This is a genomic window from Kitasatospora sp. NPDC051702 (genome assembly GCF_040681575.1).
In the GTDB taxonomy this organism is placed as follows: Bacteria; Actinomycetota; Actinomycetes; order Streptomycetales; family Streptomycetaceae; genus Kitasatospora.
The window spans coordinates 35,979-61,701 of record NZ_JBFAZB010000035.1 but is presented as its reverse complement, the minus strand read 5'-3'; the positions used below and the strand labels follow the sequence as shown (position 1 = coordinate 61,701).

At 73.7% G+C, this 25,723-nt stretch carries 29 protein-coding genes and 1 pseudogene; 12 read left to right on the top strand and 18 right to left on the bottom strand.

Annotated features, from left to right (window positions below):
- Position 1: 1 nt before the first annotated feature.
- The 3 genes from AB0N04_RS26155 to AB0N04_RS26145 all read left to right on the top strand — a co-directional run bounded on the left by AB0N04_RS26155 (position 2) and on the right by AB0N04_RS26145 (position 3,278).
- Complete coding sequence (locus tag AB0N04_RS26155) at positions 2-1,018, top strand: sugar ABC transporter permease (RefSeq protein WP_360214704.1); 1,017 nt, start codon at positions 2-4, stop codon at positions 1,016-1,018.
- Positions 1,015-1,857, top strand: a complete 843-nt coding sequence (locus tag AB0N04_RS26150; protein WP_360214702.1) for a carbohydrate ABC transporter permease — start codon at positions 1,015-1,017, stop codon at positions 1,855-1,857. Before AB0N04_RS26155 ends, AB0N04_RS26150 begins: the two co-directional genes overlap by 4 nt.
- A gap of 65 nt (positions 1,858-1,922) precedes the next feature.
- Positions 1,923-3,278: a GH1 family beta-glucosidase gene (locus tag AB0N04_RS26145; RefSeq protein WP_360214700.1), complete on the top strand. Its 1,356-nt coding sequence runs from the start codon at positions 1,923-1,925 to the stop codon at positions 3,276-3,278.
- A gap of 94 nt (positions 3,279-3,372) precedes the next feature.
- Here the strand turns inward: AB0N04_RS26145 and AB0N04_RS26140 are convergent, their stop codons facing one another.
- Complete coding sequence (locus AB0N04_RS26140) at positions 3,373-4,530, bottom strand: low temperature requirement protein A (RefSeq protein ID WP_360214698.1); 1,158 nt, start codon at positions 4,528-4,530, stop codon at positions 3,373-3,375.
- Positions 4,531-4,752: 222 nt separating this feature from the next.
- On the opposite strand from AB0N04_RS26140, the gene AB0N04_RS26135 reads away from it, so the two are divergent.
- Positions 4,753-5,652 (top strand): methyltransferase domain-containing protein, encoded by a 900-nt coding sequence (locus tag AB0N04_RS26135; RefSeq protein WP_360214696.1) that lies wholly within the window; start codon positions 4,753-4,755, stop codon positions 5,650-5,652.
- Between the two features lie 55 nt (positions 5,653-5,707).
- Here AB0N04_RS26135 and AB0N04_RS26130 read toward each other — a convergent pair whose 3' ends face one another.
- Positions 5,708-6,325: a TetR/AcrR family transcriptional regulator gene (locus tag AB0N04_RS26130; protein ID WP_360214694.1), complete on the bottom strand. Its 618-nt coding sequence runs from the start codon at positions 6,323-6,325 to the stop codon at positions 5,708-5,710.
- A 127-nt stretch (positions 6,326-6,452) separates the two neighbouring features.
- Here AB0N04_RS26130 and AB0N04_RS26125 point away from each other — a divergent pair, with 127 nt between their 5' ends.
- Both AB0N04_RS26125 and AB0N04_RS26120 read left to right on the top strand, forming a co-directional pair.
- A complete protein-coding gene (locus AB0N04_RS26125) occupies positions 6,453-7,286 on the top strand; it encodes a class II aldolase/adducin family protein (protein WP_360214692.1) in 834 nt (277 codons plus the stop codon).
- 38 nt (positions 7,287-7,324) lie between these two features.
- Positions 7,325-8,353 carry a 2-dehydropantoate 2-reductase gene (locus tag AB0N04_RS26120; RefSeq protein ID WP_360214690.1) on the top strand — a complete coding sequence of 343 codons (1,029 nt, stop codon included), beginning with the start codon at positions 7,325-7,327 and terminating at the stop codon, positions 8,351-8,353.
- A 96-nt stretch (positions 8,354-8,449) separates the two neighbouring features.
- On the opposite strand, the gene AB0N04_RS26115 is transcribed toward AB0N04_RS26120, so the two are convergent.
- Complete coding sequence (locus AB0N04_RS26115) at positions 8,450-9,661, bottom strand: TIGR03364 family FAD-dependent oxidoreductase (RefSeq protein WP_360214688.1); 1,212 nt, start codon at positions 9,659-9,661, stop codon at positions 8,450-8,452.
- A 160-nt stretch (positions 9,662-9,821) separates the two neighbouring features.
- Here AB0N04_RS26115 and AB0N04_RS26110 point away from each other — a divergent pair, with 160 nt between their 5' ends.
- From AB0N04_RS26110 to AB0N04_RS26100, 3 genes are all read left to right on the top strand, one after another.
- Positions 9,822-10,583 carry a GntR family transcriptional regulator gene (locus tag AB0N04_RS26110; RefSeq protein WP_360214686.1) on the top strand — a complete coding sequence of 254 codons (762 nt, stop codon included), beginning with the start codon at positions 9,822-9,824 and terminating at the stop codon, positions 10,581-10,583.
- 4 nt (positions 10,584-10,587) lie between these two features.
- The gene (locus AB0N04_RS26105; RefSeq protein ID WP_360214684.1) at positions 10,588-11,277 is read left to right on the top strand and encodes a phosphonatase-like hydrolase; all 690 of its coding nucleotides are present in this window, start codon (positions 10,588-10,590) and stop codon (positions 11,275-11,277) included.
- A gap of 101 nt (positions 11,278-11,378) precedes the next feature.
- Positions 11,379-12,209: a hypothetical protein gene (locus AB0N04_RS26100; protein WP_360214682.1), complete on the top strand. Its 831-nt coding sequence runs from the start codon at positions 11,379-11,381 to the stop codon at positions 12,207-12,209.
- Between the two features lie 117 nt (positions 12,210-12,326).
- Here AB0N04_RS26100 and AB0N04_RS26095 read toward each other — a convergent pair whose 3' ends face one another.
- Both AB0N04_RS26095 and AB0N04_RS26090 read right to left on the bottom strand, forming a co-directional pair.
- The gene (locus AB0N04_RS26095; RefSeq protein WP_360214680.1) at positions 12,327-13,790 is read right to left on the bottom strand and encodes an APC family permease; all 1,464 of its coding nucleotides are present in this window, start codon (positions 13,788-13,790) and stop codon (positions 12,327-12,329) included.
- A 160-nt stretch (positions 13,791-13,950) separates the two neighbouring features.
- Positions 13,951-14,616: a TetR/AcrR family transcriptional regulator gene (locus AB0N04_RS26090; RefSeq protein WP_360214678.1), complete on the bottom strand. Its 666-nt coding sequence runs from the start codon at positions 14,614-14,616 to the stop codon at positions 13,951-13,953.
- Between the two features lie 79 nt (positions 14,617-14,695).
- Between AB0N04_RS26090 and AB0N04_RS26085 the strand changes: the two genes are divergently transcribed.
- A complete protein-coding gene (locus tag AB0N04_RS26085) occupies positions 14,696-15,466 on the top strand; it encodes a DUF4386 domain-containing protein (protein WP_360214676.1) in 771 nt (256 codons plus the stop codon).
- 93 nt (positions 15,467-15,559) lie between these two features.
- Here the strand turns inward: AB0N04_RS26085 and AB0N04_RS26080 are convergent, their stop codons facing one another.
- The 10 genes from AB0N04_RS26080 to AB0N04_RS26035 all read right to left on the bottom strand — a co-directional run bounded on the left by AB0N04_RS26080 (position 15,560) and on the right by AB0N04_RS26035 (position 22,384).
- Positions 15,560-16,264, bottom strand: coding sequence for a DUF4232 domain-containing protein (locus AB0N04_RS26080; protein ID WP_360214674.1), 705 nt, complete (start codon positions 16,262-16,264; stop codon positions 15,560-15,562).
- 241 nt (positions 16,265-16,505) lie between these two features.
- Positions 16,506-18,302 carry an acyl-CoA dehydrogenase gene (locus AB0N04_RS26075; RefSeq protein ID WP_360214672.1) on the bottom strand — a complete coding sequence of 599 codons (1,797 nt, stop codon included), beginning with the start codon at positions 18,300-18,302 and terminating at the stop codon, positions 16,506-16,508.
- Between the two features lie 228 nt (positions 18,303-18,530).
- Complete coding sequence (locus tag AB0N04_RS26070; RefSeq protein ID WP_360214670.1) at positions 18,531-19,166, bottom strand: TetR/AcrR family transcriptional regulator; 636 nt, start codon at positions 19,164-19,166, stop codon at positions 18,531-18,533.
- The gene (locus AB0N04_RS26065; protein ID WP_360214760.1) at positions 19,163-19,525 is read right to left on the bottom strand and encodes a DUF1304 domain-containing protein; all 363 of its coding nucleotides are present in this window, start codon (positions 19,523-19,525) and stop codon (positions 19,163-19,165) included. The genes AB0N04_RS26070 and AB0N04_RS26065 overlap by 4 nt, the downstream gene beginning before the upstream one ends.
- Positions 19,526-19,615: 90 nt before the next feature.
- Positions 19,616-20,125 (bottom strand): hypothetical protein, encoded by a 510-nt coding sequence (locus tag AB0N04_RS26060; RefSeq protein WP_360214668.1) that lies wholly within the window; start codon positions 20,123-20,125, stop codon positions 19,616-19,618.
- A 257-nt stretch (positions 20,126-20,382) separates the two neighbouring features.
- Complete coding sequence (locus AB0N04_RS26055; protein WP_360214666.1) at positions 20,383-20,589, bottom strand: DUF397 domain-containing protein; 207 nt, start codon at positions 20,587-20,589, stop codon at positions 20,383-20,385.
- Positions 20,590-20,738: 149 nt separating this feature from the next.
- On the bottom strand, positions 20,739-20,942 hold the full coding sequence (locus AB0N04_RS26050; RefSeq protein WP_360214664.1) for a DUF397 domain-containing protein: 204 nt from the start codon (positions 20,940-20,942) through the stop codon (positions 20,739-20,741).
- 108 nt (positions 20,943-21,050) lie between these two features.
- Entirely contained in the window at positions 21,051-21,257 is a 207-nt protein-coding gene (locus AB0N04_RS26045; protein WP_360214662.1) for a DUF397 domain-containing protein, read from the bottom strand.
- Between the two features lie 96 nt (positions 21,258-21,353).
- Entirely contained in the window at positions 21,354-21,560 is a 207-nt protein-coding gene (locus AB0N04_RS26040) for a DUF397 domain-containing protein (RefSeq protein WP_360214660.1), read from the bottom strand.
- Positions 21,557-22,384, bottom strand: coding sequence for a helix-turn-helix transcriptional regulator (locus tag AB0N04_RS26035; RefSeq protein ID WP_360214658.1), 828 nt, complete (start codon positions 22,382-22,384; stop codon positions 21,557-21,559). The genes AB0N04_RS26040 and AB0N04_RS26035 overlap by 4 nt, the downstream gene beginning before the upstream one ends.
- 101 nt (positions 22,385-22,485) lie before the next feature.
- Here AB0N04_RS26035 and AB0N04_RS26030 point away from each other — a divergent pair, with 101 nt between their 5' ends.
- Together AB0N04_RS26030 and AB0N04_RS26025 are read left to right on the top strand one after the other, a co-directional pair.
- Positions 22,486-22,842, top strand: coding sequence for a hypothetical protein (locus AB0N04_RS26030; RefSeq protein WP_360214656.1), 357 nt, complete (start codon positions 22,486-22,488; stop codon positions 22,840-22,842).
- Complete coding sequence (locus AB0N04_RS26025; protein WP_360214654.1) at positions 22,839-23,066, top strand: hypothetical protein; 228 nt, start codon at positions 22,839-22,841, stop codon at positions 23,064-23,066. Before AB0N04_RS26030 ends, AB0N04_RS26025 begins: the two co-directional genes overlap by 4 nt.
- Before the next feature lie 16 nt (positions 23,067-23,082).
- On the opposite strand, the gene AB0N04_RS26020 is transcribed toward AB0N04_RS26025, so the two are convergent.
- From AB0N04_RS26020 to AB0N04_RS26010, 3 genes and pseudogenes are all read right to left on the bottom strand, one after another.
- On the bottom strand, positions 23,083-23,946 hold the full coding sequence (locus AB0N04_RS26020) for a DUF3592 domain-containing protein (protein WP_360214652.1): 864 nt from the start codon (positions 23,944-23,946) through the stop codon (positions 23,083-23,085).
- A gap of 35 nt (positions 23,947-23,981) precedes the next feature.
- The gene (locus tag AB0N04_RS26015) at positions 23,982-25,082 is read right to left on the bottom strand and encodes a hypothetical protein (RefSeq protein ID WP_360214650.1); all 1,101 of its coding nucleotides are present in this window, start codon (positions 25,080-25,082) and stop codon (positions 23,982-23,984) included.
- A gap of 186 nt (positions 25,083-25,268) precedes the next feature.
- A pseudogene (locus AB0N04_RS26010) lies at positions 25,269-25,718 on the bottom strand (dienelactone hydrolase family protein); the annotation flags it as partial.
- Between the last annotated feature and the right edge of the window lie 5 nt (positions 25,719-25,723).

The following is a 25,723-nucleotide window of genomic DNA, read 5'->3' as shown; positions in this document are numbered from 1 at the left end:
CGTGTCCGGACCCGCCACCGCCCGCCCGTCCGCCACGCCGGCCGCCTCCCCCGCGCCCGCGCCGCCGCCGGCGGCCGGCCCCCAGCGCCCCGACCGGCGCGCCCGCCGCCGCGCCGCGCTGCCCTACCTGCTGCTCCTGCCGGCCCTGCTCCTCGAACTGCTCGTCCACCTGACCCCGATGGTGGTCGGCGCGGCGATGAGCTTCAAGCAGCTCACCCAGTTCACCCTCCGCGACTGGTCCGCCGCACCCTGGTCCGGGTTCACCAACTACCGTGTGGCCGTGGACTTCCATGCCCCGGTCGGCCGGGCGCTGCTGCACTCCTTCTGGGTCACCTGCGCGTTCACCGTCCTGGCCGTCGGCCTCTCCTGGCTGCTCGGCACGGTGGCCGCCGTCCTGCTGCAGGACGCGTTCCGCGGCCGCGCCCTGCTGCGCGCCCTGTTCCTGCTGCCGTACGCGCTGCCGGTGTACGCGGCGGTCATCACCTGGTCGTTCGTGTTCCAGCGGGACACCGGCCTGCTCAACCACGTCCTCCACGACCAGCTCCACCTGGTCGACGACAAGCCGTTCTGGCTGCTCGGCGACAACAGCTTCACCGCCCTGGTCACCGTCTCGGTCTGGCGCAGCTGGCCGTTCGCCTTCCTGACCGTGACGGCCGGACTGCAGAACATCCCGCGCGAGCTCTACGAGGCGGCCGCCCTCGACGGCGCCGGCATCCGGCAGCAGATCCGCCGGATCACCCTGCCGTCGCTGCGGCCGGTCAACCTCGTCCTGGTGCTCGTGCTGTTCCTCTGGACCTTCAACGACTTCAACACGCCCTACCTGCTCTTCGGCAGGTCCGCCCCGGAGGCGGCCGACCTGGTGTCCGTCCACATCTACCAGTCCTCGTTCGTCACCTGGAACTTCGGCGCGGGCTCCGCCATGTCGGTGCTCCTGCTGCTCTTCCTGCTGCTGGTGACGGCCGGCTACCTGCTGCTCACCTCCCGGCGGGCGGCCCCACGACGGAGGAGTGCGCGATGATCGGGGCGTCCGCGTCCTTCCGGTGGCTGCGCCGGATCCTGCTCACCGTGCTGGCGGTGTTCGCCGCCACCCCGGTGCTGGTGATGCTCTCCAGCTCGCTCAAACCGCTCCGGGACGTCCAGGGCCCGTTCCGCTGGATCCCGAGCACGGTGACGCTCCGGCCGTACCTGGACATCTGGCACACCGTGCCGCTCGGCAGGTACCTCGTCAACTCCCTGATCGTGGCCGCCGGTTCGACCGTCTGCTCGGTGCTGGTCGCAATCCTCGCCGGGTACGCGGTGAGCCGGTACCGGTTCCGCGGGCGCCGGCTGTTCACCGTGACGGTGCTGTCCACCCAGATGTTCCCCGGGATCCTGTTCCTGCTGCCGCTGTTCCTGATCTTCGTCAACGTCGGCAACGCGACCGGGGTGCCGCTGTACGGCAGCCGCGGCGGACTGATCCTCACCTACCTGACCTTCTCGCTGCCGTTCTCGATCTGGATGCTGGTCGGCTACTTCGACTCCATCCCCCGCGACCTGGACGAGGCCGCCCTCGTCGACGGGTGCGGGCCGGTGCGGGCGCTGGTGCGGATCATCGTCCCGGCGGCGCGCCCGGGCATCGTGGCGGTCGCCGTGTACGCCTTCATGACCGCGTGGGGCGAGGTGCTGTTCGCCTCCGTCCTCACCGACGACTCGACCCGCACGCTGGCCGTCGGCCTCCAGGGCTACGCGACGCTCAGCGACGTCTACTGGAACCAGGTGATGGCCGCTTCCCTCGTGGTGAGCGTGCCCGTCGTCGCCGGGTTCCTGCTGCTCCAGCGCTTCCTGGTCGCCGGGCTGACCGCCGGAGCCGTCAAGTGACCGGAACCAGCCCCCGCACCGGAGCCTCCTCCCGCCAGCCCGCCGACCCGCCGAAAGGCCGCCCCGTGACCGACCTCAGCGCCCTGCCCGCCGACTTCCTGTTCGGGGCCGCCACCGCCGCGTACCAGATCGAGGGCGCGGTGGACGCCGACGGCCGCGCACCGTCCATCTGGGACACCTTCTCGCACACCCCCGGCCGGGTCGCCGGGGGCGACACGGGCGACACCGCCTGCGACCACTACCGCCGCTGGCCCGAGGACGTCGCCCTGATGGGCTCCCTCGGGCTGGACGCCTACCGCTTCTCGATCGCCTGGCCGCGCGTGGTGCCGCTCGCGGACGGCCGGGTCAACCAGGCCGGCCTGGACTTCTACGACCGGCTGGTCGACGGCCTGCTCGCCGCCGGCATCGAACCCTTCCCGACCCTCTACCACTGGGACCTCCCGCAGGCCCAGCAGGACCGCGGGGGCTGGCCGGTCCGCTCCACCGCCGAACGCTTCGCCGAGTACGCGACGGCGGTCGGCGAGCGGCTCGGGGACCGCGTCACGCACTGGGCCACCCTCAACGAACCGCTCTGCTCCGCCTGGATCGGGCACCTGGAGGGCACCATGGCCCCCGGGCTGACCGACCTCACCGCGGCCGTCCGGGCCTCCTGCCACCTCCACCTCGCGCACGGCCTGGCGGTCCGGGCCCTGCGGGCGACGGCGCCCGGCGCGCGGATCGGCATCGTCAACAACCTCAGCCCGATCGAGCCCGCGACCGACGCGCCAGCCGACCTCGCGGCCGCCGTCCGCGCCGACGGCCACGTCAACCGCTGGTGGCTCGACCCCGTGCTCGGCCGCGGCTACCCGGCGGACATGCGGGCCGAGTACGGCGTCGACCTGCCGCTGCGGGACGGGGACCTGGAGCTGATCGCGGCGCCGCTGGACTGGCTGGGCCTCAACTACTACTTCCGCCAGATCGTCGCCGACGACCCGCACGGCCCGGCCCCCCGGTTCCGCCAGCTGCCCGGCCCCAACCCGCGCCACACCGCGATGCCCTGGGAGGTCCACGCCCCGGGCCTGGAGGAGCTGCTGGTGCGGCTGGCGCACGACTACGGGGTGCGGCGGATCTTCGTCACCGAGAACGGCTCCGCCTACCCGGACACCGTCGCCCCCGACGGCGCCGTGCACGACCCCGAGCGCGCCGACTACCTCCAGGAGCACCTGGCGGCCTGCGCCCGGGCGGCCGCCCGGGGGGCCGCGCCGGCGGGGTACTTCGCGTGGTCGCTGCTGGACAACTTCGAGTGGGCGTACGGCTACGACAAGCGCTTCGGCCTGGTCCACGTCGACTACCCGACCCAGCGGCGCACGGTGAAGACCAGCGGCCGCCGGTACGCCGACCTGATCGCCACCCGCCGCACCGGCGCGGGCCGGTCCGGCTGACGGCACCGGTGGACCCGCCGGTTCCCGGCACTCGCGGAGCCGGTCCCGCGAGGAGGACGCCCCGGGGGGCTGCGCCCCGGGTCCGCACCCGTGCTCAGCCCTCCCCGGAGCCGGCGCGGGTGCGGTGCTTGGCCAGCGCGGTGAGCGCGAGCACCACGGCGGCCCCGACCCCCACCGCGCCCCAGGCCGGCAGCAGGACGGCGGCCGGGGCCAGCGCCCCCAGGACGAGGACCAGGGCCGGCGCGTACCAGCCGAGGACGGTACGGGCCCGGTCCCCGTAGCGCAGCGAGATGGCCGCGTTGGCGGTGTAGAAGGCGAGGATCCCGCCGCACAGGGCCCAGCGGGCGCCCGGCGGCAGGGGGTGCCGGGGTTCGGCGACGGCCGTGCCGAGCGCGCCCGAGAGCACCGTGACACCGGCGACCAGCACGAACGGCAGGTACATCACGGTGTCCCGGATCGTCGTGTTGGCACCGCCCGCCTGGGCCCGGTCGAGCCCGCGGACGGCGGCCGACGTCCCCCAGCGGAAGAACGCCTGGGCCAGCTCGGCCACCACCACGAAGCCCAGCAGCGCGGCGGCGGCCGAGGCGGCGGTGAAGTGGTCGGCGAGCGTGGAGACCACGGTGAAGACGCTCTCGCCGAGCACGATCACCACGAAGAGGCCGATCCGCTCGACGAGGTGCTCGATCGACATCCGCTCGTAGAACTCCGGCGACACCCCGGCCCGGACGGCCAGCAGCACCGCCTCCAGGGCGATCCCGACACCCCACAGCACGAACCGCTCCGGGCTCGGCAACACCGCCGAGACCCCCCAGATCACGGCCGGCAGCAGGCAGTACGCCAGCGGGCGCCACAGCGGCAGCGGGGTGTCCCGGCGCCGGGCGTGGCCCCACCAGATGCCGAACAGGGCCAGCCGGACCCAGGCCGCGCCCAGCGCGTACGCCCACGCCCGCGCGCCGAGCCCCTCGGGTGCGGCGGCCGCCATCAGGCCGAGTCCGGGCATCGCCACGAGGAGGACGGCCTGCATCCGCGGCGTCGCCGAGCCGAACACGTTGACGGTCACCGTCAGGTTCGCCCAGGCCCACCAGGCCGGGAAGAACAGGACGAGGAACCTGCCGAAGTCCGCGGCGCCCGGGTCGCCGTGCAGGCCGTGGGCGAGCACGGCGACGGTGACCACGAACACCAGGTCGAAGAACAGCTCGAACCAGCCGGCCCGGTGCTCCTCGCCGTCGACCGGCACAGCGTTCTCACTCACGGGGCCACTCTGCCCCCGGGCGGCGGCTACTCCGCGGTTCCGGGGCCGCCGTGTCGCGCCCGGCGTCCGGCCGCCGGGCGGGGGCCGTTCGGGTCGGATCGGGGCGGTGGGCGGTTGGGGACGGCCGCGGGTGGGACGGTGACAGGTCGTCGACCGCTGTCCGGGCGACGGGCGGGCGCCGGGCCGCGCCGCCCCGTTTCGGTGTTTCGGTGAGGAGCTCCCGTGGATGACCGACCCTTGGACGAACAGCCCCGGAACGACGGGCCCGAGGGTGGCCGGGCCGGGGCCGCCCGGTCCTCGGCTGCCGCAGCCCCGGACGAGGGGCACTACGGCACGGACCTCTTCCCCCCGGAGGAGACCGGCGAGGGCGAGCGCATCGACTACGGCGCCCTCGCCTACGACGCGGTGACCCGGGCCAGGCTCACCGCCCTGGGTGTCGGGCCGGGGTGGCGCTGCCTCGACGTGGGCGCCGGCACCGGGACGATCAGCCGCTGGCTGGCCGGGGAGGCCGGCGTCGACGAGGTGCTGGCGCTCGACCGCGACCCGCGGTTCGTGAACGCCCGCCCGGTCGGCCGCCTGCACACGATGGCCGCCGACGTCACCGATCCGGCGCTGGCACCGGGCCGCTTCGACCTGGTGCACTGCCGCTTCGTCCTGATGCACCTGCCCCAGCACGCGGAGGTGCTGGCGCGCCTGGCCGACTGGGTGGCCCCGGGCGGCTGGCTGGTCGTCGGCGACGCCGTCGACCTGACGACGGCGGACTCCCCGCAGCTCGCCTACCGGCACACCATGGCGGCCATGTGGCAGGCCCTGCGCGAGCGGATCGGCACCGACGTCACCTGGGTGACCCGCTACCCGCAGGTGCTGCGGGGCCTGGGCCTGCGCGAGGTCGGCGCGGAGGTCCACGTGCCGCCGCTGACCCCCGACGCGCCGGTCACCGCCTTCTGGCGGAGCACCTGGCTCAGCATGCGCGACGCCCTGGAGGCCGGCACCGCCCTGGAACCGGGCGAGCTCGACCGGGCGCTCGCCTACCTGGCCTCCCCGGAGCTGGCCGACCTCTCCCCCGGCATGATCACCGCCTGGGGCCGCCGTCCGGCCGCGGACGGGGCGGACCGGCTCTGACCCCGAGGGGCCCGACGCCGCCGCGCCCGCCGTCAGGGCGCGCCGGCTCCGGCCGTCAGGGCGCGCCGGACTCCGTGGTCAGCGCCGTCAACAGCGGCTCCAGGAAGCGCTGTTCGAGCCTGCCCGGCGGCAGTTCACCGGGTTCGACGTAGCTCTGGGCCAGTCCGCCCTCGCGGATCGCGACCAGCAGGCGGGCGACCTCGTCCGGGTCCGCGGTGAGGGTGCGCCCGGCCCGCGCCAGGTGGTGCGTGAGGGCCCGGGCCAGCTGGGCCCGCAGCCGGGCGTCGTGCTGGGCGAGCACCCAGGCGGCCTGCGGGTCGCGGATGGCGTGCAGGGTGAACTCGGTGGTGACGAGGTACCAGTCGCGTTCGGCCGGTTCGACCTCGCAGAGGACGTCGACCAGTGCCTGCACGGTGAGGTCCTCGGTGGCGATCGAGTCGACCAGGTCGGTCATCCGCCGGACGATGCGGTCGCTGTGCTCGTCGAACAGCGCGAGGAACAGCTCGTCCTTGCTGCTGAAGTTGGAGTAGAACGCGCCGCGGGTGTAGCCGGCCCGCTCGCAGATCTGCTCGATGGTGGCGGCCCGGAACCCCTGTTCGGCGAAGGTCTCCAGCGCGGCCCGGAGCAGTGCGGCGCGGGTGCGCGGACGTCGTTTGGTCTCACCCTTGGGCATCGGTGGCGTCCCGGTTCACTCGGAGCCGGCAGATCCGGTCCCACGCCGGTCGCGTCGCCGCCGGTCGGGTCCGCCGGCAGATCGGATCCATTGTCGTATCGGATACATCATTGTATCTTCTGGGCCCATGAGCACCCCACCGCCCTCCGGCGCGGGCACCCCGCTGCCCGCCGCGCTCGCCGCCGCCGTCGGACCACTGCCCGCCGGTGTCACCCTGCCGCTCCCGCCGAGCTTCGACTCGGTGGCCGCGGAACGCCAGTACCGGAAGGAACAACTCGCCGCCGGGTTCCGGTTGTTCGGCCGGTTCGGCTTCTCCGAGGGGGTGGCCGGGCACATCACCGTGCGCGACCCGGAACACCCCGACCGCTTCTGGGTGAACCCGTTCGGGATGCCCTTCAGCATGATCAAGGCCTCGGACCTGATCCTCGTGGACCACGAGGGCACCCTGCTGCACGGCAGCCGGCCGGTGAACCGGGCCGCGTTCGTGATCCACTCCCAGGTGCACGCGGCCCGCCCGGACGCGATCGCGGCGGCCCACGCGCACTCGCTGCACGGCAAGGCCTTCTCCAGCCTCGGCATCACCCTCGATCCGCTCACCCAGGACGCGTGCGCGTTCTTCGAGGACCACGGGCTGTACAGCGACTACCGCGGCGTGGTGAACGAGGTCGACGAGGGCAAGCGGATCGCGGCCGCCCTGGGCGCGTACAAGGCCGTGATCTTGCAGAACCACGGCCTGCTGACGGTCGGCGGGTCCGTCGCCGAGGCGGTCTGGTGGTTCGTCACGATGGAGCGCTCCTGCCAGGCCCAGCTGCTCGCGATGGCGGCCGGCAGCCCGAAGTCGATCGACCGGGAGACCGCGCTGATCACCCGCGGGCAGGTCGGCGGGCAGCTGGCCGGCTGGTTCCAGGCGCAGCCGCTGTTCGAGCAGATCCGCGCGACCGACCCGGACCTGGCCGGCTGACCGGGCGTCGGCGGACCGTTCCCGGAAAGGAGCTACGGGTGGGGCTGCGAGTGGAGCGGAGAGCGCGGATCGCGGTGCTCGGCGCCGGCAGCATCGGCTGCCACCTCGGAGGCATGCTCGCCGCGGTCGCGGACGTCACGCTGATCGGCCGGCCGGCCGCGATGGCGGCCGTCGGGCGGGACGGGCTGACGCTGACCGGGCCCGGCAGCGCGCGGCGGGAGGTGCGCGGGCTGACCGTCGCCACCGACGCGGACGCCGCCGCGACGGCGGACTACGTGCTGGTGACCGTCAAGTCCGCCGACACCCGGGCGGCCGCCCGCGAGCTGGCCGGCCGGCTGGCCCCCGGCGCGGCCGTGATCAGCTTCCAGAACGGCCTGCACAACACCGCGGAACTGCGGGCCGGGCTACCGGGACACCGGGTGCTCGCCGGGATGGTCCCGTACAACGTGCTGCGCAGCGGGCCGGCCGCCGTCCACCAGGGCAGCGGCGGTGCGCTGATGCTGGAGGACGCCCCTGAGGCGCGGCCGTTCGCGGCGGCGGCCCGGGCCGGCGGCCTCCGGCTGGTGCTGCGCGCGGACATGCCCGCGGTGCAGGCCGCGAAGCTGCTGATGAACCTGAACAACGCGGTGAACGCCCTCTCCGGCCTGCCGCTGCGCGAGCAGCTGGGCACCCGGGCGTACCGGGCCTGCCTGGCCCGGTGCCAGCGGGAGGCGCTGGCCGCCTTCCGGGCGGCCCGGGTCGCGCCCGCCCGCCTCGGCCCGGTGCCGCCGCGCTGGACGCCCGGGCTGCTGGGGCTGCCCGACGCGCTCTTCCGGCGGGTGGCGGCGGCCGGTCTGCGGATCGACGAGCGGGCCCGCTCGTCCATGTGGGAGGACCTGGAGCGCGGCCGCCCCACCGAGATCGACTCGCTCCAGGGCGAGGTGATCGCCCTCGCCCGGCGCCACGGTCTGCCGGCGCCGGCCAACGCCCGGCTGGTCGAGCTGGTCCGCGAGGCCGAGCGGGCCGGTCCGGGCGCGGCGCGGCGGTGGTCGGGCCCGGAGCTGCTGGCGGCGCTCGGCCCCGGCTGAGGGTCCGGCTCCGACCGGCAGGTTGACGGCCCCACCGCGGCCCCTACTGCGGCCCCATCGCGGCCCCGTCGCCGCCCGGCCCCGGGCTCGCCCGGCTCAGGCGGTCGCGGCGAGGGTCCCGTCGAAGGTGGCCGCCGCCAGGCCGAAGGACAGCGTCATCCCGATGCCCGAGGTGACGGAGACGGCGCGCACGCCTGGCGCCAGGTCGCGCACCAGCAGCGGGCCGCGCGGGCTGCTGGCGTAGACGCCCTGCCAGCGCTCGAGGATCCGCAGGCCCGGCACGCCGAGGACCCCGGCGACCGCGGCGGTGAGCAGTTCGAAGGTGCGCTCGTCGATGAACGGCGGGGTGGTGGCGTCGTAGTGGTGCGAGTCGCCGACCAGCAGGGTGCCGTCCGGGAGCCGGGTGAACATCACGTTGGCGCCGATCTCCAGCAGTTCGGCGCTGTGCCCCAGCACCTCGGCCTTCAGCCCGGCGGCGGACGGCCGGGCGGTGAAGGCGTCGTAGCGGAGCATGGAGGTCGCCGTGAGCACCGCGGAGTCGGTGCGGAAGGCCGCCGGGGCCTCGGCCCGCGCCATGGTGAGGCGGCAGCGCTCGATGCCGTGGTCCTCGGCGACGTCGGGGAACAGGTAGTCCAGGTCGTGGCCGACGCAGACCAGGATGCGGTCGCCGTGGACGGGGCCGCGGGTGGTGTGCACCGTGCCGGTCTCGACGCCGGTGACGGCGGTGCCCCACAGGATCCGGCCCCGCGGCTGCCCGGCCACCCAGCGGGCCAGGCCGGGCGCCGCCTCGCGCGGGTTCACCCGCAGGTCGGCGGGCAGGACGGCGCCGCCCACCAGGTCGCCGTCGGCGCCGGGGGCGCGGCCGAGTGCCGCGGCGGTCTCCGCGGCGGTGCACAGTCGGACGGCGTCGCCGCCGCGCTCGGCGTGCAGCTCCTCCAGGACGGCCGCCTCGGTCGCCGACCGGGCCACCACCAGGGTGCCGGCCTCCTCGGCCCAGATGCCGGCGGCCGCGGCGGCGCGCAGCCAGCCGGGCCGGGAGCGCTGGGCGAGCGCGAGCAGCTCGCCGTCCTGGGCGCTGATGCAGCAGTGGCCGAAGTTGCGGACGGAGGCGCCGACCGGCTGCCGGTCACGGTCGACGACCGTCACGGACAGCCCGTTGCGCAGCGCCTCGAAGGCGTGGGCCAGGCCGATGATGCCGGCGCCGACGATCACCACGTCGCTGCGTCCGGGCGTGCCGGGCGCGGTCGCGCGGGGGGCGGTCAGGCGGGGGGCGGCGGGGGCGGCGGTGGGTGGGGTGCTGCTGCTCATGGCTCCAGATTCCGGTCTCATCGGCGTCGACGTCAAGAGATGTCTGTACAAGTTACCGCCTGTTCACCCGTTCGACGACCAGCGGAGACGGCTGTCCACCCGGCGAACACCCAGGTGGGCCCGCCTTGAGAAGTTCCGGACCGAGTGCCATAGTCAACTTGTGAAGACAAGTGAGGAGCTCCCCCTCCACCAGCGGCTCGGCGCCGAGTTCCGGCGCCGCATCGAGTCCGGCGAGTGGCCGGAGGGCGAGCCGGTGCCCAGCGAGTCGCAGCTCTGCGCCGAGTTCGGCACCTCCCGGGGGCCGGTCCGCCAGGCCCTGGCCATGCTGCGCAGCGAGGGCGGCCTCGTCGGCGGGCGCGGGAAGCCGCCCGTCGCCCGGCGCACCGCCCCCTCCCAGCCGTTCGCCACCTTCCTGTCCTTCACCCAGTGGGCCCACGGCATCGGCCGCGAGCCGGGGCAGAGCACCGTCGAGGTCGCCCGCCGCCGGGCCTCCCCGGAGACGGCGGCCCGGCTCGGCCTCGCCGAGGGCGCACCCGTCGTCGAACTCGTCCGGCTCCGGCTCCTGGACGGCGTCCCGGCCATGCTGGAGCGCTCCGCCTTCGTCCACGAGGTGGGCCGCGTCCTGTTCGACTTCGACCCGGACTCCGGATCCGTCTACGCGGAACTGCTGCGCCGCGGCGTCGACCTGCACCACGCCCGGCACACCATCGACGCCGTCGCGGCCGAGCCGCAGGACGCCGAGCTCCTGCGGATCCCCGCGGGCGCCCCGCTGCTGCGGGTGCGGCGGCTCACCACGTCGAGCAGCGGTGTGCCGCTGGAGGACGCCGACGACCGCTACCTGCCCGCCATGGCCACCTTCACCATCGAGAACACCATCGAAGGCCGCACCGTCGTCGGCCGCTACCGCACCGAAGAGGACTGACACCGTGATCGAGCTCGCCGCACTGGACATGGCCGGCACCACCGTCAACGAGTCCGGCGCCGTCTACCGGGCGCTGCGCACCGCCGTCGAGCGGACCGGCGTGGCCGTCGCCGAGGCCGACCTCCAGACCTGGATGGGCACCGACAAGCGCGAGGCCATCGCCGCCCTGGTCCGCCTCGGCGGCGGCACCCCCACCCCGGAGCTCGTGGAGGAGAGCTACGCCGCCTTCGCGCAGTACCTGCGCGAGGCCTACCGGGCCACTCCCCCGCAGGCGATACCGGGCGTCGAGGCCGCGCTGGCCGAGCTGCGCCGACGCGGCATCAAGGTCGCCCTCACCACCGGTTTCAGCGATGACGTGGCGTACCCGCTGCTGGAGTCGCTCGGCTGGTCAACCGGCGAGGGCGGCAACCTCGACGCGGTCGTGACCTCGGACGAGGTCCCGCGCGGGCGCCCTGCGCCGTACATGATCCACCGTGCGATGGAGAAGACCGGGGTCGTCGCCACCAGCCGGGTGCTGGCCGCCGGCGACACCGTCGTCGACGTCGAGGCCGGCAGCAACGCCGGGGCCGGCGTGGTCGTCGGCGTCCTCACCGGGGAGCTCACCCGCGCCGACTTCGAGGGGCACCCGCACACCCACGTCCTGGCCAGCGCCGCCGACATCCCCGGCCTCCCCGAGACCCGGCCCACGGCCTGACCCCCGCGCCACCGCTGCCCGGTGCCGCCGGCCCACCACCGGGCAGCGGCACCGGCCACGGGAGCCGGCCCCGTGATACGTTCCGGGGCCGGGGGGCCGACATGGACGAGACTTCGACGGCGCGTGCCGAACTGGACCGGCTGGGCCGGTCGCTGCGCGGACAACTGGTCGCACTGATCACCGATCTGACCGTTCGCGTCCACCTCCGCCGGCTGACCCTCGACGAACCGAAGGTCGCCGACGGGGGCGAGCCGCCGCGCCACCACTACGCGACGGACTACCAGGGCAAGCGTCCGACGACCAGTACCGCCGCCGGGACGGCCGCCCGTGCGACCTTCCTGCTCCGCACGGCCGGTTGGGACGTCACGGAGTCGGAGGAGGACGACGACGGGAGGCTGTGGACCGTACTCCTCGCCCGGCGGGACGGCAGCGTCATCCGCATCCTGACGAGCGAGGACACCCTCGCCGTGGTCTTCCGCGGCCGGACGCCCGCACTGGCGCTGTGCCCGCCGCAACCGGACCCGCCACAGCCGGACCCGCCGCAACCCGTCCAGGACCCGGAGCCGATCGGAGAGCCGGAGCCGTTCCGGGACCCGGAGCCGATCGGGGAGCCGGAGCCGGTTCGGCAGCCACTACCGGTCCGGGAGTCGGAGCCGGTCCGGGGGTCGGAGCCGGTGGAGCAGCGGGAACCCCTGCGGACGCAGGAGACCCTCACACCCGGCTACGTCCTCTGCTACGAGTGCGACGGCCACTGCCGGTGCCCCCGGTGCGGTGGCCGCGGGTGGTTGCCCGGCGAAGCCGGCCGGAAGCGGCGGTGCGGGGAATGCCGCACGACGAAGGTGTGCCCGATCTGCTGGGGTGCGGGTGAACTGGCCGTCTCCGACCTGTCGACGTACCAGCGCGACTACTACCCGGAGCTGGGCGGGCGCTGACGGCGTGTTCCGCCGAGCCCGTACGCCTCCCACCGGCCGCTCCTGCCACCGGCCACGCCGCCCGGCGGCCGCAGGCCCGGACGGATCGAGCCGGCGCCCCGTCCGGGGCGGCCCCGGTCATCGTCCGACGCGGGTCGCGGGCGGGTCGGCCCGTTGGGCGTCCAGGTACTCCTCCCGGATCTCCCTGGGCCCGAACGGCCAGGCGCCCTCGACCCTCGACCAGACCAGGTAGGCGAGACCGCCGAGGGCGACCCAGGCCAGCGACCACTCGACGGGGTGGACGCCCTCGTTGGCCTTGTCCGCGTATCCGTAGATGACCAGCCAGCCGACGGCGGCGACGATGCTCGGCAGCGGGTAGAGCACCATCCGGTAGGGGCGGGCGAGTTCCGGCTGCCGTCTGCGGAGCACGGTGACCGCGGCGATCTGGGCGAGCGCCTGGACGATCACCATGACGCTGGTCAGCAGGGCGATCAGGACGCTCAGCGGCGGGTGTTCGGCGCTGCTGCCGATGTGCCGCGCGAAGAGGAAGCCGGCGGCGGTGACGGTGCCCATGGCGACCAGGCCGAGCACCGGGAAGCCGTGCCGGGGGTGCAGTCGGGCGAAGGAGCGGAAGAACATCCCGTCCCGGGCCGCGTCGTAGGGCACCCGGGAGCCGCCGAGCAGGCCGGTGAGGACGGAGGCGAAGGCGGTGATCAGGATCAGGACCGTCACGGTGTCGGCCGCGCCCTTGCCCCAGGTCCGTTCGAGGACCGCGGAGGCGACCGACTTGGCGGCCGCGTTGTCCGGGTCCAGCATGTCCCGCCAGTCGACGACGCCGAGGACGCCGATCTGCATCAGCAGGTAGATGCCCATGATGGCGGTGATCGAGTAGATGATCGCGCGCGGCATGACGCGGCCGGGGTCCCGGATCTCGGCGCCCAGGTAGGAGGCGGTGTTGTAGCCGAGGTAGTCGTAGATGCCGATGGTCAGGCCGGCGGCGAAGCCGGTCCAGAACTGGCCGTGGGTGACCTCGACGGCGTGGGCGGGCCAGGTGAAGGCCCGTGCGGGGTCGAAGTCGGTGAAGGATGCGGTGATCACCGCACCGACCGAGACGATCATCACGACCCACATGGCGACGGTGATCGTGCCGATGGCCTCGACCCGGCGCCACAGCAGCAGCACGACCAGGGCGAGCACCGCGACGCCGACGACGTCCCCCTGGAGGGTCGACATGCCGGGCCACAGGTAGGCCAGGTACTGCACCAGGCCCTGCACGCCGGTGGACATGATCAGCGGGATGAAGAGCATCGCCGTCCAGACGAACAGGAACGGCATCAGCCGCCCGGTGCGGTACTGGAAGGCCTCGCGCAGGTAGACGTAGGTGCCGCCGGCGCCGGGCAGGGAGGCGCCGAGTTCGGCCCAGACCAGGCCGTCGACGAGGGCCAGCAGCGCGCCGGCGATCCAGCCGATGACGGCCTGCGGACCGCCGAAGGCCACGACCATCAGCGGGATCGTCACGAACGGCCCGATGCCGCACATCTGGCTCATGTTGATCGTGACGGCCCGGAAGAGGCCGATTCTTCGGGTGAAGCCTGAGGACACGGACGGCTCCGAGGGGGCGTGGGGGGCGAACCGGGGAGGTGGGGCGCGAGGATGAAGTTAAGTATCATTACTTAATCCGTCAAGGGACTGCGCACGACCTCCGCGGAACGATCCCCGGCCCCCGGGGCCGCCCCGGCGCCACCTCCGGGGGCTCGTCCCGCTACCGCCACCCTCCCGCCCGCAGCCGTTCGAGCCCGTCCAGCAACAGGTCGAGCGCGAACTCGAACTCCGCCTGGTCGTCGCAACCCCCGACCGCCGAACCGGCGTCGTGCCCGGCCGACCCCGCCAGCTCGGCGATGTGCGGGTAGGCGCGGGCGAGCTGCGCCAGCACCGCCGGGTCCGGCGGGGCCGCGGTGTCGTCGAACAGCTCCTGACTGAAGCCCAGCAGCCGACTGCCCATCGCGTGCATCGCGTGGTGCGTGAGGTCGACGGAGAAGCCGCCAGCCCGGAACAGGCCGGCCATGGAGTCGAGGTAGCCGAGCAGCGCGGGGGTCGGGGCGGGCCGCGACTCGACCACCCGGGCCGCCCACGGATGCCCGCGCAGGGTGCGGCGCGCGGAGAGGATCCGCTCGCGCACCACGTGCTGCCAGCCGCCCTCGCCGGGCGGGCCGATCTCGCCGACCACCAGGTCCACCATGCCGTCGAGGAGTTCGTCCTTGTTGGCGACGTGCTTGTAGAGCGCCATCGGCACCACACCCAGTTCCTGGGCGAGCCTGCGCATGCTCAGTGCGTCCGTGCCCTCGGCGTCGGCGAAGGCCACCGCCGCGCGCAGGACCCGCTCCCGGCTGAGCGGCGTGCGCCGCGTTCCGTCTGCTGGCTTGTTCACCTTGACGAGTGTACGGCGTACGCCTACCCTGAGCGACAGGTGTACGCCGTACACCTCAGAGGAGCAGGGGAGGATCCGGATGACTACGGACCGGCCGATGGCGAGCGCGGACCGGCGCGACGGCGTGGCGGCGGGGGTGCTGTTCCTGGTGACCGAGGTGGCCGCCGTCGCCGGAGTCCTGCTGTACCGGCCGGTGCTCGGCAGCGCCGACTACGTCCTGGGCGCGGGCGCCGACGGCCGGGTGCTGCTCGGGGCGCTGTGCGAGGTGGTCCTGGTCCTCGCCGTGGCGGGCACCGGGTTCATGCTCTTCCCGGTGATCCGACGGCAGCACGAGGGCCTCGCCCTCGGCTACGTCTGCGTCCGGCTGCTGGAGGCCGCGTTCATCCTCCTCGGCCTGGTCAGCCTGCTCGCCGTGGTGACGCTCCGTCGGGACGTCTCGGCGGCCCACGGCGAGGGAGCCGCGTCCTACGCCGCGGCGGCCAGAGCGCTCGTCGCGGTCCACGACTGGACCTTCCTGCTCGGCCCCAACCTGATCCTCGGCGTCAACACCCTGCTGCTGGCGGCGCTCGTGCACCGCAGCGGAGCCGTGCCCCGCGCGATCACCCTGCTGGGGATGGTCGGCGGGCCGCTGATCACCGCCTCCGCCGTCGCCGTCCAGTTCGGCCTCTACGGACAGCTCTCCACCGCAGGGAAGCTGGCAGCGCTCCCGGTCTTCGCCTGGGAGGTCTCGTTCGCCGTCTGGCTCCTCGCCCGGGGCTTCCGCGGCACCGCACCGGCCGCCGTCCTCCCCCGCCCCGCCCAGACCCATCTCCGCCCCGGCCCGCGGGCCACCGCCGGGCTGACGGACTGAACGCACAGCCGGCCTGAGCCCGGGGCCGGGCCCGGGGTCCGTCCCGGGCCGGCGGCCGGCGGGCCGGCCGCCGGGCGGATCCTCCGTCAGGTGTCAGGACGGGCTGGTGGCCAGCAGCGCGGTGGTGGTCACCTTGTTGTCGCACTCGGCGAAGAGGCCGTCGTCCAGGGCGACCTGGTGCGCGCCGGCGCCCGGCAGGCCCAGCACGAGCGTGGGGTAGACGACCGGCGTGGCGCCCGAAGTGCAGTAGCCGTCGGCCTCGCCCTGGACCTGGACGAAGGTCAGCTTCACCCAGGCCTTCCCACCCGGCGCCAGCCGGACGGGTGCGGCGGTGCCGCTGTGCGTCACCGCGAGCGGGGCGTTGCGGTCCGGGGAGCCGTTGGCCGCACCGGCCACCGTCGGGAAACCCTGCAGGGTGCACGGCTGCGCGGAGGAGTTGGTGAACGCGACGACCGCCGCCCCGATACCCGTGCCCGGGGGGCGCTGCTTCGCCTGGTGGGCCTCGCCCTTCAGGTCTCCGGCCGCGCAGGCCGGCGCCGTCGCACCGGCGGAGGTGGCGGAGGCGGTGCCGCCGGACGGCGCGCCGCCCTTGGTCGGGGCCGGGGCCGGGGTCGCCGCACCCGACGCGGCCGGGGAGGCCGGGGCCGCCGTGACCGGGACCGCCGCGGACGGGGCCGCGGAGCCCGCGGGCTCGTCGTTCCCGGGCCCGCAGGCCGTGATCACCAGGGCTGCCGCGGCAGCCGAGACCACGGCGGCCGCGGCTCTTCGGGCCTTCTTCCCGTGCTGCGTGACCTGCATGACGCCTCCTTGAGGGACGGAGCGGTGCCGGTCCGACGCCAGCACCCGCCCCGTACACACCGCCGTTGCACGGCCGGTTCCCCGGGCGGCCGGGTGTGACAGGACGGTGACGAGATCGGGAGGCGCCCGTCGCACGGTCACGACCCGCCGGTGGCCGGGAGGCTCGGGTCGGCAGGCCGCCGGCCCCCTCAGCCCGTCAGCCCGTCGACCCGTCCGCGACCCGGGGGCGAGGCCTCGCCGGTCAGAACCACTCCGGACGGCAGTCCGCCGCGGTCCGGTCAAGGCTGTCCAGCAGGTCGAACTGAGGCCTGGTCCGCGGGAGTTCGTATCGGAAGAAGTACCGGGCCGCCTGCCGCTTGCCCTCGTGGAAGGCGTCCGTGCCCTCGCCCAGCGCGAGGAACTGCTCCAGCCAGATCCAGGCCAGCACGACGTGGCCGACGGCCTCCAGGTAGACGGTGGCGTTGGCCAGCGCCGTCCCCGGGTCCCCCGTCGACCAGAGGGTGGCGGTGGTCCGCGCGATCCGCTCCGCGGCGGCGTCCAGGAGGGCGGCCAGCCCGGCCGCCTCGCCGCCGGCGGCCGTCGCCCTGCGGGTGGTCGCGGCCAGCGTGTCGAGGAGCAGCCGCAGACCCTCGCCGCCGTCCATGACGACCTTGCGGCCGAGCAGGTCCAAGCCGTGGATGCCGTGGGTGCCCTCGTGGATGGGGTTGAGCCGGTTGTCCCGGTAGAACTGCTCGACGTCGTACTCGCGGGTGTAGCCGTAGCCGCCGTGCACCTGGATGGCGAGGTCGTTGGCGGCCAGGCACCACTGCGAGGGCCAACTCTTGGCGACCGGCGTCAGCACGTCGAGCAGCAGGTGGGCGCGGGCCCGCTCGGCCTCGTCCTCGGCGGTGCCCTCCTCGTCGAGCAGACGACTGCAGTACAGGCCGAGCGCGAGCGCCCCCTCCACGTAGCTCTTCTGCGCGAGCAGCATCCGCCGCACGTCCGGGTGCTCGATGATCGGCACCTGCGGGGCGTTCGGGTCCCGGCCGGTGAGCGGGCGGCCCTGCGGGCGGGTGCGGGCGTAGTCGAGGGCGTGCAGGTAGCCGGTGTAGCCGAGCGCCGTGGCGCCCTGGCCGACGCCGACGCGGGCCTCGTTCATCATGTGGAACATGTAGGCCAGCCCGTGGTGCGCCTCGCCCACCAGGTGGCCCACGGCACCGGAAACGCCGCCGGGGGTGTACCGGCCCTCCCCGAAGTTGAGCATCGTGTTGGTGGTACCGCGGTAGCCCATCTTGTGGTTGAGGCCGGCGAGCACCACGTCGTTGCGCTCCCCCGGGGTGCCGTCCGCCCGGACCAGGAACTTGGGCACGATGAACAGCGAGATGCCCTTCACCCCCGCCGGACCGCCGGGGATCTTCGCAAGCACCAGGTGGACGATGTTCTCGCTGAGCTCGTGGTCGCCGCCGGAGATCCACATCTTGGTGCCGGTGAGGCGGTACGTGCCGTCGGCCGCCGGCACCGCCCGGGTGGTGATGTCGGCGAGCGAGGACCCGGCCTGCGGCTCTGACAGGCACATGGTGCCGAAGAACCGGCCCTCGACCATGGGCGGCACGTAGGTGTCGATCTGCTCCCGACTGCCGTGCGCCATGATCAGGTTGGCGTTGCCGACGGTGAGCAGCGGGTACGAGGCGGTGGCGATGTTGGCGGCCTGGAACCAGGCCCGGCAGGCGTTGGCGACGACGACGGGCAGCTGCTGACCGCCGACCTCGTGGTCCATCGACGCCCCGACCAGGCCCGCCTCGGCGTAGACCCGCAGGGCCTCCTTCACCTCCGGGATGAGGTGCACCCGCTCCCCGTCGAAGCGGGGCTCCTCGGCGTCGCCCTTCTTGTTGTGCGGGGCGAAGTGCCGGGTGGCGACGGCCTCGCTGAGCTCCAGCACGGCGTCGAAGGTGTCCCGGTCGTGCTCGGCGAACCGGGCGCGACGGGTGAGGGCCGTGACGTCCAGCCAGTCGTGGAGCAGGAAGTCGAGGTCGCGGCGGGAGAGGAGGAGAGAGTCCACGTAGGGCCATCCGATCGGACGAGGCGGTCGCGCTGCTGCCGGCGGGGCGGGCAGCGGGAGCCTTCCCCCGTCCGCCCCGGCACCACACTCCCACCACGGCCGCCGGAGGCCGGCGCCGGGGGCCCGGCCGGGAGTTCGACCGGCACCGGGGGCCTCGACCGGTGCCCGGCCCGGTGTCGGCCGGCGCCGGCCCGCTCACCGCCGGCACCCCGCCGGCCCCTCCGACGGTCAGAGCTGCGGCGTGCGGTGGAGGGAGATCAGCAGCCGCCAGACCTGGTGGGCGATCCGCTCCGGGTCCGCCTCGATCCGGCCGTGCAGCCAGTCGGCGAGGACGCCGGTGAAGGTCCCGGCCACCGCGGAGGCCACCAGCTCCGGCTCCGGGGCGCCCGCGAGGGCCCGCTCGGTGCGGCTGCGCTCGCGCAGGTCGCGGGTGAGCACCAGACCGAGCGGGCCGCCGCCGCCCGGCGCCAGCAGGGCCCGGTAGAGCGGGGCCCGCGGGAGGAGTTCGGTGAAGAAGCCGGTCAGCGCGGGCGGCGGGGAGGCCGGGTCGGGCAGGCCGCGCCAGGCGTGCAGGGCGTCCACGGCCTCGCGGACGATGTCCGCGCAGGCGTCCACGGCGAGCGACTCCAGGTCGGCGTAGTGGACGTAGAAGGTGGCCCGGCCGACCCCGGCCCGGCGCACCAGCGCGGCGACGTTCAGCTCCGCGAGCGAGCGCTCGGCGCACTCCTCCAGCAGGGCCCGGCGCAGGGCGGCCCGGGTGCGCTCGGCCCTCGGGTCCTGGGCGGGCGCGGGGGCCGGGGCCGAGCCCTGCTCCTGGGCAGGGCCGTGCTCCTGGGCGGGGCCGTGCTCCTGGACGGGGCTCATCCGGCGAGCAGGACGGCGCCGAGCGCGAGCGCCCCGGGCAGCGCCTGGGCGGCCAGGATGCGGCGGTTGGCGGTGGCACCGCCGTACAGGCCCGCCACCACCACGCAGCACAGGAAGAAGACCTGCACCTGGTGCCCGGTCGAGCCCCCGGCGATGAGCCCCCAGACCAGTCCGGCGGCCAGGAAGCCGTTGTAGAGGCCTTGGTTGGCGGCGAGCGGTGCGGTGGTGCGGGCGAGTTCGGCGTCGAAGCCGGAGAGTTCCCGGCCCGGCCTCCGTTCCCACAGGAACATCTCCAGCACCAGGAAGTACCCGTGCAGGGCGGCCACCAGGGCCACCAGGACGTCGGCGGTCACGCGCATCATCAACTCCCGAACTTAATGGACAGGTGTCCATCATAGCTGGACAGGTGTCCATGAAGTCCAGGCCCCGACCTCCGGCCACCCCGGCGCTCAACCGCCCGACGAGGCCGTCCCGCCGGTCACCACGCGGGCCGCCCCGCCCACGCGCGCGGCCGACCCCCCGGCCGAGGTCCGCACCGCTCCGGGGACCGCCGAGGCCGCCGCCGCCCGGTGCGCGGCGGCCGTGGGCCGGGCGACGGGGGCAGCGGGTGCGACGGGGCGCTCGGCCGCACCCGCGCCGATCCGTTCGATCCGGAGCACCAGGTTGCGGTCCTGGCGGTCGCCGGGCACATCCCGGTTGCGGCTGAACACGACCTGTGTCGGCACACCCAGGGTCTCCTGCCAACGCCCTTGAAAGGCACGAATGTTGGGGCACCATTCACCCTGGTGGCGGTGCTCCAGCTCCAGGTGCCAGCTCTCCGCGTCGACGACGTGCACGGCGCCCACGTCACCGGCGAGCTCCACCGGCGCGGCGCCCCGCACGGTCACCACCGCCCGCTGCGGCCACCGGCCGTCCACCGCCGTCACCGTGATCCGGCTCGGCCCCTGGTACCAGGCCATCCTCGCCCTCCCGCGTCCGTCCTCATGCGGCCGCCGACCGGCCTCAGCCGGTACCACGGCCGACGAGCCCCCACGGGTTCGGCCCGCACGCTTCCGGTACGGGGAAGGCGCTCTGCCTACAGCGCGCACAGTCCGCACCTGCCGCGGCCCCTGCGTGTGCAGGGAATCGGCCCGGCACATCGCCCAGCCCTTGAGACTCCGACGGGGAGCTTGGAACACCCTGACGCCCCGGCACCACCGGGACACGCCCGGACCCGTCAGAGCACGCCGAACTCCCCACCCCGCACGGCCGAGACGAAGTCCGCCCAAGCCTCGACAGGAAAGACCAGGGCCGGGCCATTCGGGTTCTTCGAGTCTCGAACGGGCACAGCATCGGCGGCAGTCAGATTGCCCGCCACCTCAACACACTCTCCACCGTTGCTGCTGTAGGAGGAAGTGAACCAAACAGGATCGCTGGCAGTCACGTCAACCCATCTCCTTCGACAAAGGCCACGCGCACAGGAAGTCGACCACACCGACTTCCCGCGCGGAGCGGGGGCGATCAGCCGGCTTCAGCGGAAGCCAGCCATGCGCCGCCCCGGCCCGGGCGGGCCGGGGCGGCTCGTCACTGCGGTCAGAGCACGCCGAACTCCCCACCCCGCACGGCCGAGACGAAGGCCAACCACGCCTCCACGGGGAACACCAGGGCCGGGCCATGAGGGTCCTTGCTGTCACGGACGGGCACTCGGTCGAGGAACCCGTCCGCGACCTCCACGCATTGCCCTTCCTGGACGCTGTAACTACTCGTGCGCCATGCGGCGCCTGCCAGGTCATCCATCCTCAAAACCTCTCCGAACCTGCCGGATGAACTCTCGACTCGCTGCTCGGGAGACTGCACGGCGCATCACCCCGGTGTTGGCCGAGCGAGCTGGATTGCTCGTTCGGTTCAGACAGCGCAGAAGTCGCCGCCCCGCACGGCGGATACGAAGTTCGCCCAGGACTTCACCGGGAAAACCAGCACAGGGCCGCCGGGATCCTTCGAGTCTCGGACGGGCACAGCGTCGACGGCCGCCAGATTGCCCGCCACCTCTACGCAGTTCCCGCCGTTACTGCTGTAGGAGGAGGTGAACCAAGCAGGTTCGCTGGAGGTCACGGCAGTGCCTCTCCCTTGATCGGGGCCACGGCTTCGGCAGAGCCAGAGCCGTGCGCCGCCCCGGCCCGGGCGGGCCGGGGCAGCTCGTCACTGCGGTCAGAGTGCGCCGAACTCCCCGCCCCGCACGGCCGACACGAAGGCCGACCACGCCTCCACGGGGAACACCAGGGCCGGGCCATGAGGGTCCTTGCTGTCACGGACGGGCACAGCGTCGACGGCAGTCAGATTGCCCGCCACCTCGACGCATTCCCCACCGTTACTGCTGTAACTGGACTTGAACCACGCAGGTTCGCTGGCGGTCACGGCAGTTCCTCCCTTAGCTTCCTGATCAGAGCCACGGAATCCGCCTGCGACAGCGCCATGGCCTGCAACTGATAGTAGTCCGTGAGCATCGGCACAACCGCGCTGCTGTCTCGTTCGAGGTTTCCCTGCTGTGCGCTCTCGGCATAGGACATCAGAGACCGGTCCGGGAATGTGAGGATGTACACCGGCAGGTCGAACGCCCGGTCCTCTCCTATCGCGAGTGGTGCGACCTGCAGGACCGTGTGCGGCAGATCGGCGAAGGCGGTCAACGCCTCCAACTGCCCAGCCATGATTCCTGGTCCACCAATCGGCCGCCGGATGCAACTCTCGTCCAGCACTGCGTGGATCAGTGGCTGCGGGTGCCGGCGCAGCTTTGCTTGTCGGCTCGCCAGAACAGCAAGTCGCTCGTCGGCCTGCTCAGGCGTGATGCTGGCTCGACGCACTGCCCCTGCGGCGACGGCTTTTGCGTAGTCCATGGTCTGAAGCGCTCCGGGCACGATGCCCAGCGTGAACAGCCGCACCTCCGCAGCCCTTGCCTCCTGCGCCACGTACTCCGGGAAGCCTGCGAGCAGCGCCGAGTCCTTGACGTCGAGCGCCTTGCGGACGAACACGCGGTCCAGCCCGAACGCTTTGTCAAGTTCACGTGCGAGTCGAGGGGTTGGGGGTCGGCGACCGGTTTCCACGGCCGACACGTGGGTCGGCGAGTAGCCGATGGCGACTGCGAGATCTTCCTGCGTCCACCCCCGTTCCTCGCGCAGCCCACGCAGGAACACGCCGAACTTCGCCGCAGGGCCGGAGTCGGGGTTCAGCTCGACCTTGTTCACGGCACCTCTCCGAGCAGATCCGACAGGTTGAAGGACTTCCGAGCGTAGAGGACAGTGGGCGCTCCCGGTAGTCGTTTCACTACACAGAGGAGCGAACGTTGGTGCTGCACAGTGTTCCGTCGGCCGCGCAGGCCCGCGAAGGGATCGAGCGGTTCCGGGTGGTGATCTACCTGGCCAAGTCCACCGCCTCCTTCCCGGAGTTGGAGATGCGGAGCTGCGAGGACCACGCGCTCGCCTTCGGCTGGGAGGTGTCCCTGACCGTCGTGGACGACGAGACGGACCGGTGCCCGGAGCAGCGCCCCCTGCTGCTGGCCGCGCTGCAGACGGTCAGAGACGGCGGCGCCGGGGCGGTCCTGGTCCCGTCGAAGGCGGCCGTCTCCCCCATCGACGGCGAGTACGACGACTTCTCCGCTCTGGTCGAGAAGGCCGGCGGGTTCGTCCAGGTGGCGCGTCGATGAGCGACCGAGCCGAACCGGCCGGCCACGGCGTCCGGTTGGAGGTCCGTGCGATCGACGCCACGAGCCCGCACTTCCTCCTGCTGGAGTGCTGGGCCCTGTGGGACCTCGACCGGCACCAGTACGTCCGCGCGCCCGGCTCCTCGGACCGGATCAGGCGCTTCTACACCCGCGCGGCCGCGGAGGCGCACCTCCGTTCCTCCGCCCGCGGTCGCACGGTCGGCTGACGCGCCGCCCCGACCCTCAGAGCAGTGCGACACCCACCGCCGCGGTCGCCGCCAGGACGACGACCGCCAGCACGTGGTACGCCAACTCCCGTCCCTCCGAGCGGCTTTCCGCCTCCACGTCGAGGGTGAACTCGGCCGGGTCGGCGAGGGTGTGGTGGACGGTGACGTCCCGGCCGTACGCGCGGGCGGGGTCGGCGAGGTGGGAGGTGCAGTGGGCCGTGACGGCCGTGCCGCTCCGGGTGGTGAAGGACACCACCGGGGTGATGGTGGTCCTGGTGTGGCCGTCGTCCTCGTCGACGCTGACGTCCTTGAGGACGGCGACGACCCGGCCCGGCACGGCGTCCATCGCGGCCAGTCTGCGGAGACGGGCGTTCTTGTCGCGTACCGCTCCCGGCAGGTGGGCGACCCCGACGACCGCCAGCGGTGCGGCGAAGCCGATCAGTGCCCACGGCCACGCCCAGTCGACCGCGGCGAGGACGACGAGCCCGGCGTAGACCAGGAACACCGCGAACGCCGGCCAGCCCAGTCCTCGACCGGGCTCCTCGGGGCGGTTGGTGAACCGGTAGGCGTGCGGCCTGCCGCGCGGGTGGTTGATCCCGACCTCCCGGCCCTCCCAGGCCGCGGTGATCATCTCGCCGCGGTCGCCGTCGTTGGTCACGGTGACCTCCTGCCCGGTGGCCTCGTCACGGTAGGAGACGACGACGGATATCCCGCCGTCCCGGGATCCGCCGTGCCGGGGTTCCCGCACCCGGTCGATCCGCCCGGTGAGCCGGACCGTCCGCTGGGCCTTGGTCACTCCGGCCAGGGACCTGCCGTAGCCGACCAACGCGGCCACACCCCACACCCCGCACCACAGCTTCAGGAACTCGTCCCACCCCATGAGCGCCTTTCCTCCTTCCGTCGACTTCCTTCGTTTCAGCGCACGTTGCCCTGGCCGTCCGCCTCCAGCGTCGTCGATCCCCGGTCGCCGGTCGCCGTGATCCGGAGGGTGAGCCCGCCGGTGACGCCGTCGGCGGTCAGCTGCCAGCTCCGCGGGGCCCCGACGCCGGGGGTGCTCCTGGCCTTCTCGACGAGGCCGGGGATGCGATCGTAGGGCAGGGAGCGCGGGTCGAAGCCGGGGGTCGGCATTCCGGTGGGGGCGAAGACGACGGTCAGCAGGCGGTCCTGCACGACGAGGGTGAGCGCCTGCCCCTTGTCCGCACCCTGGGTCAACGACTCGACGGCCCTGCGGAGTTCGCCCTGGCCGAGCATCGACCGGCCCGGGCCGAGGCTGACCGTGCCGGTGGCCGACGTCACGGTGGTCGTGGACGTCGAGGTGGACGACGTGGACGTGATGTCGAACGACGTGGTGGAGACGGCCGGTTCGGAGGTGGCGCGCGCATCCTCGCGGGAGTCGAACAGGTCGGCGCGGAACGGCACGAGCACGGCGGCCACGCCGAGCAGCAGGCCGAGCAGGGTGAGGAGACCGCCCGCGCAGCCCGTCTGCTCCTCGGCCTTCAGCACCGGTCCTGGCACCGAGTCGAGGAGGGCCCCGGCCGCCCGTTCCTCCCACTGCGGCGTCGGCCGCCGCACGAGCCGCCCCTTCCACGGCCGGTCCGGCGGGTACTCGACGACCACGACGCCGCGCGGCCGGTAGTCGGCGAGCTCGACGCGATTGACGTCCTGCCGGAGCTCGACGCGGAACGCGGGCGCGTCGTCCGGCACGACGCTCAGCTCGAAGCGCACCGGTACGTCGCTGGCCTCGCTGCCGGAAACCTCCCGGTCCTCGATCAGCGCGAGCGCCGTGCGCGGCACGACGGCCGCCTCACGGGCGCGGCGGGGCTGCGTGGCGAGGACGAAGGCCAGACCGTAAGCCGTGGGCAAAGCGAGCCCCAGGACGATCAGCAGCGTCTTCCCGACGACGCAGCCGCTGATGAAAGCGGTCAGCGACGCCCCGATCACACCGCCCGTCAGGAAGCCCAGGGCGAGGTCGGCAGGCTTGTTGTGCGTGGGCGGCGCGCCTGCGGCAGTGGTCATGTGGCCGATTGTGCACGTCATGTGTGACGACCGACAGACCCGTGGACGTCCGCGAGGTGGTGCGCAGCCACGGCCGGACCCGGAACATCCTGAGCGCACTGACCAGGCCTGGGGCGATCGGGCGGAGACGTTCCACGTCACAGCCGGTGAGGGCGGGCCGCACCCGCCCTCACCGGCTCCGGAACCTCAGCCGTTGCCCAGGGTGCGGCCGAGGAGGGGCAGCAGGCGGTCCCAGTGCCGCTGCAGTGCGGCGGAGTCGAAGGCGTCGGTGTCCGACATGGTGAAGCCGTGGACGGTGCCGGGGTAGATCTCCGAGGTGCGGCCGACACCTGCGGCGTCCAGGGCCTGGTTGAGCTCGGCGAGTGCCTCGGGCGTCATGTCGCCTTCGGCGTGGCCGAGGTGGACCTGGGCGGTGAGCTCGGAGAAGAGGTCGGGCCCGGCGGCGCCCACCGGGCCGTGGAACGCGGCGACGGCGGCCACCCGGCCGGGGTGGGCGGCGGCGGTGCGCATCGCCAGCAGGCCGCCGATGCAGTAGCCGGTCACCGCGACCGGCCCGGCGCCGACCTCGGGCCGGGTGGTGAGGAACGCGAGGTAGGCGTCGGCGTCGCTCAGGGTGCGCTCGGCGGTGTGCGCCTGCCGGG

What these genes read in the sequence shown, in the direction of transcription:
- AB0N04_RS26085 (WP_360214676.1), top strand. Translation starts at nt 14,696, where the DNA reads ATGACTACGGACCGGCCGATGGCGAGCGCGGACCGGCGCGACGGCGTG.
- AB0N04_RS26015 (WP_360214650.1), bottom strand. Translation starts at nt 25,082, where the DNA reads ATGACCACTGCCGCAGGCGCGCCGCCCACGCACAACAAGCCTGCCGAC.
- AB0N04_RS26060 (WP_360214668.1), bottom strand. Translation starts at nt 20,125, where the DNA reads ATGGCCTGGTACCAGGGGCCGAGCCGGATCACGGTGACGGCGGTGGAC.
- AB0N04_RS26100 (WP_360214682.1), top strand. Translation starts at nt 11,379, where the DNA reads ATGGACGAGACTTCGACGGCGCGTGCCGAACTGGACCGGCTGGGCCGG.
- AB0N04_RS26070 (WP_360214670.1), bottom strand. Translation starts at nt 19,166, where the DNA reads ATGAGCCCCGTCCAGGAGCACGGCCCCGCCCAGGAGCACGGCCCTGCC.
- AB0N04_RS26025 (WP_360214654.1), top strand. Translation starts at nt 22,839, where the DNA reads ATGAGCGACCGAGCCGAACCGGCCGGCCACGGCGTCCGGTTGGAGGTC.
- AB0N04_RS26115 (WP_360214688.1), bottom strand. Translation starts at nt 9,661, where the DNA reads ATGAGCAGCAGCACCCCACCCACCGCCGCCCCCGCCGCCCCCCGCCTG.
- AB0N04_RS26065 (WP_360214760.1), bottom strand. Translation starts at nt 19,525, where the DNA reads ATGCGCGTGACCGCCGACGTCCTGGTGGCCCTGGTGGCCGCCCTGCAC.
- AB0N04_RS26080 (WP_360214674.1), bottom strand. Translation starts at nt 16,264, where the DNA reads ATGCAGGTCACGCAGCACGGGAAGAAGGCCCGAAGAGCCGCGGCCGCC.
- AB0N04_RS26130 (WP_360214694.1), bottom strand. Translation starts at nt 6,325, where the DNA reads ATGCCCAAGGGTGAGACCAAACGACGTCCGCGCACCCGCGCCGCACTG.
- AB0N04_RS26125 (WP_360214692.1), top strand. Translation starts at nt 6,453, where the DNA reads ATGAGCACCCCACCGCCCTCCGGCGCGGGCACCCCGCTGCCCGCCGCG.
- AB0N04_RS26150 (WP_360214702.1), top strand. Translation starts at nt 1,015, where the DNA reads ATGATCGGGGCGTCCGCGTCCTTCCGGTGGCTGCGCCGGATCCTGCTC.
- AB0N04_RS26020 (WP_360214652.1), bottom strand. Translation starts at nt 23,946, where the DNA reads ATGGGGTGGGACGAGTTCCTGAAGCTGTGGTGCGGGGTGTGGGGTGTG.
- AB0N04_RS26050 (WP_360214664.1), bottom strand. Translation starts at nt 20,942, where the DNA reads ATGGATGACCTGGCAGGCGCCGCATGGCGCACGAGTAGTTACAGCGTC.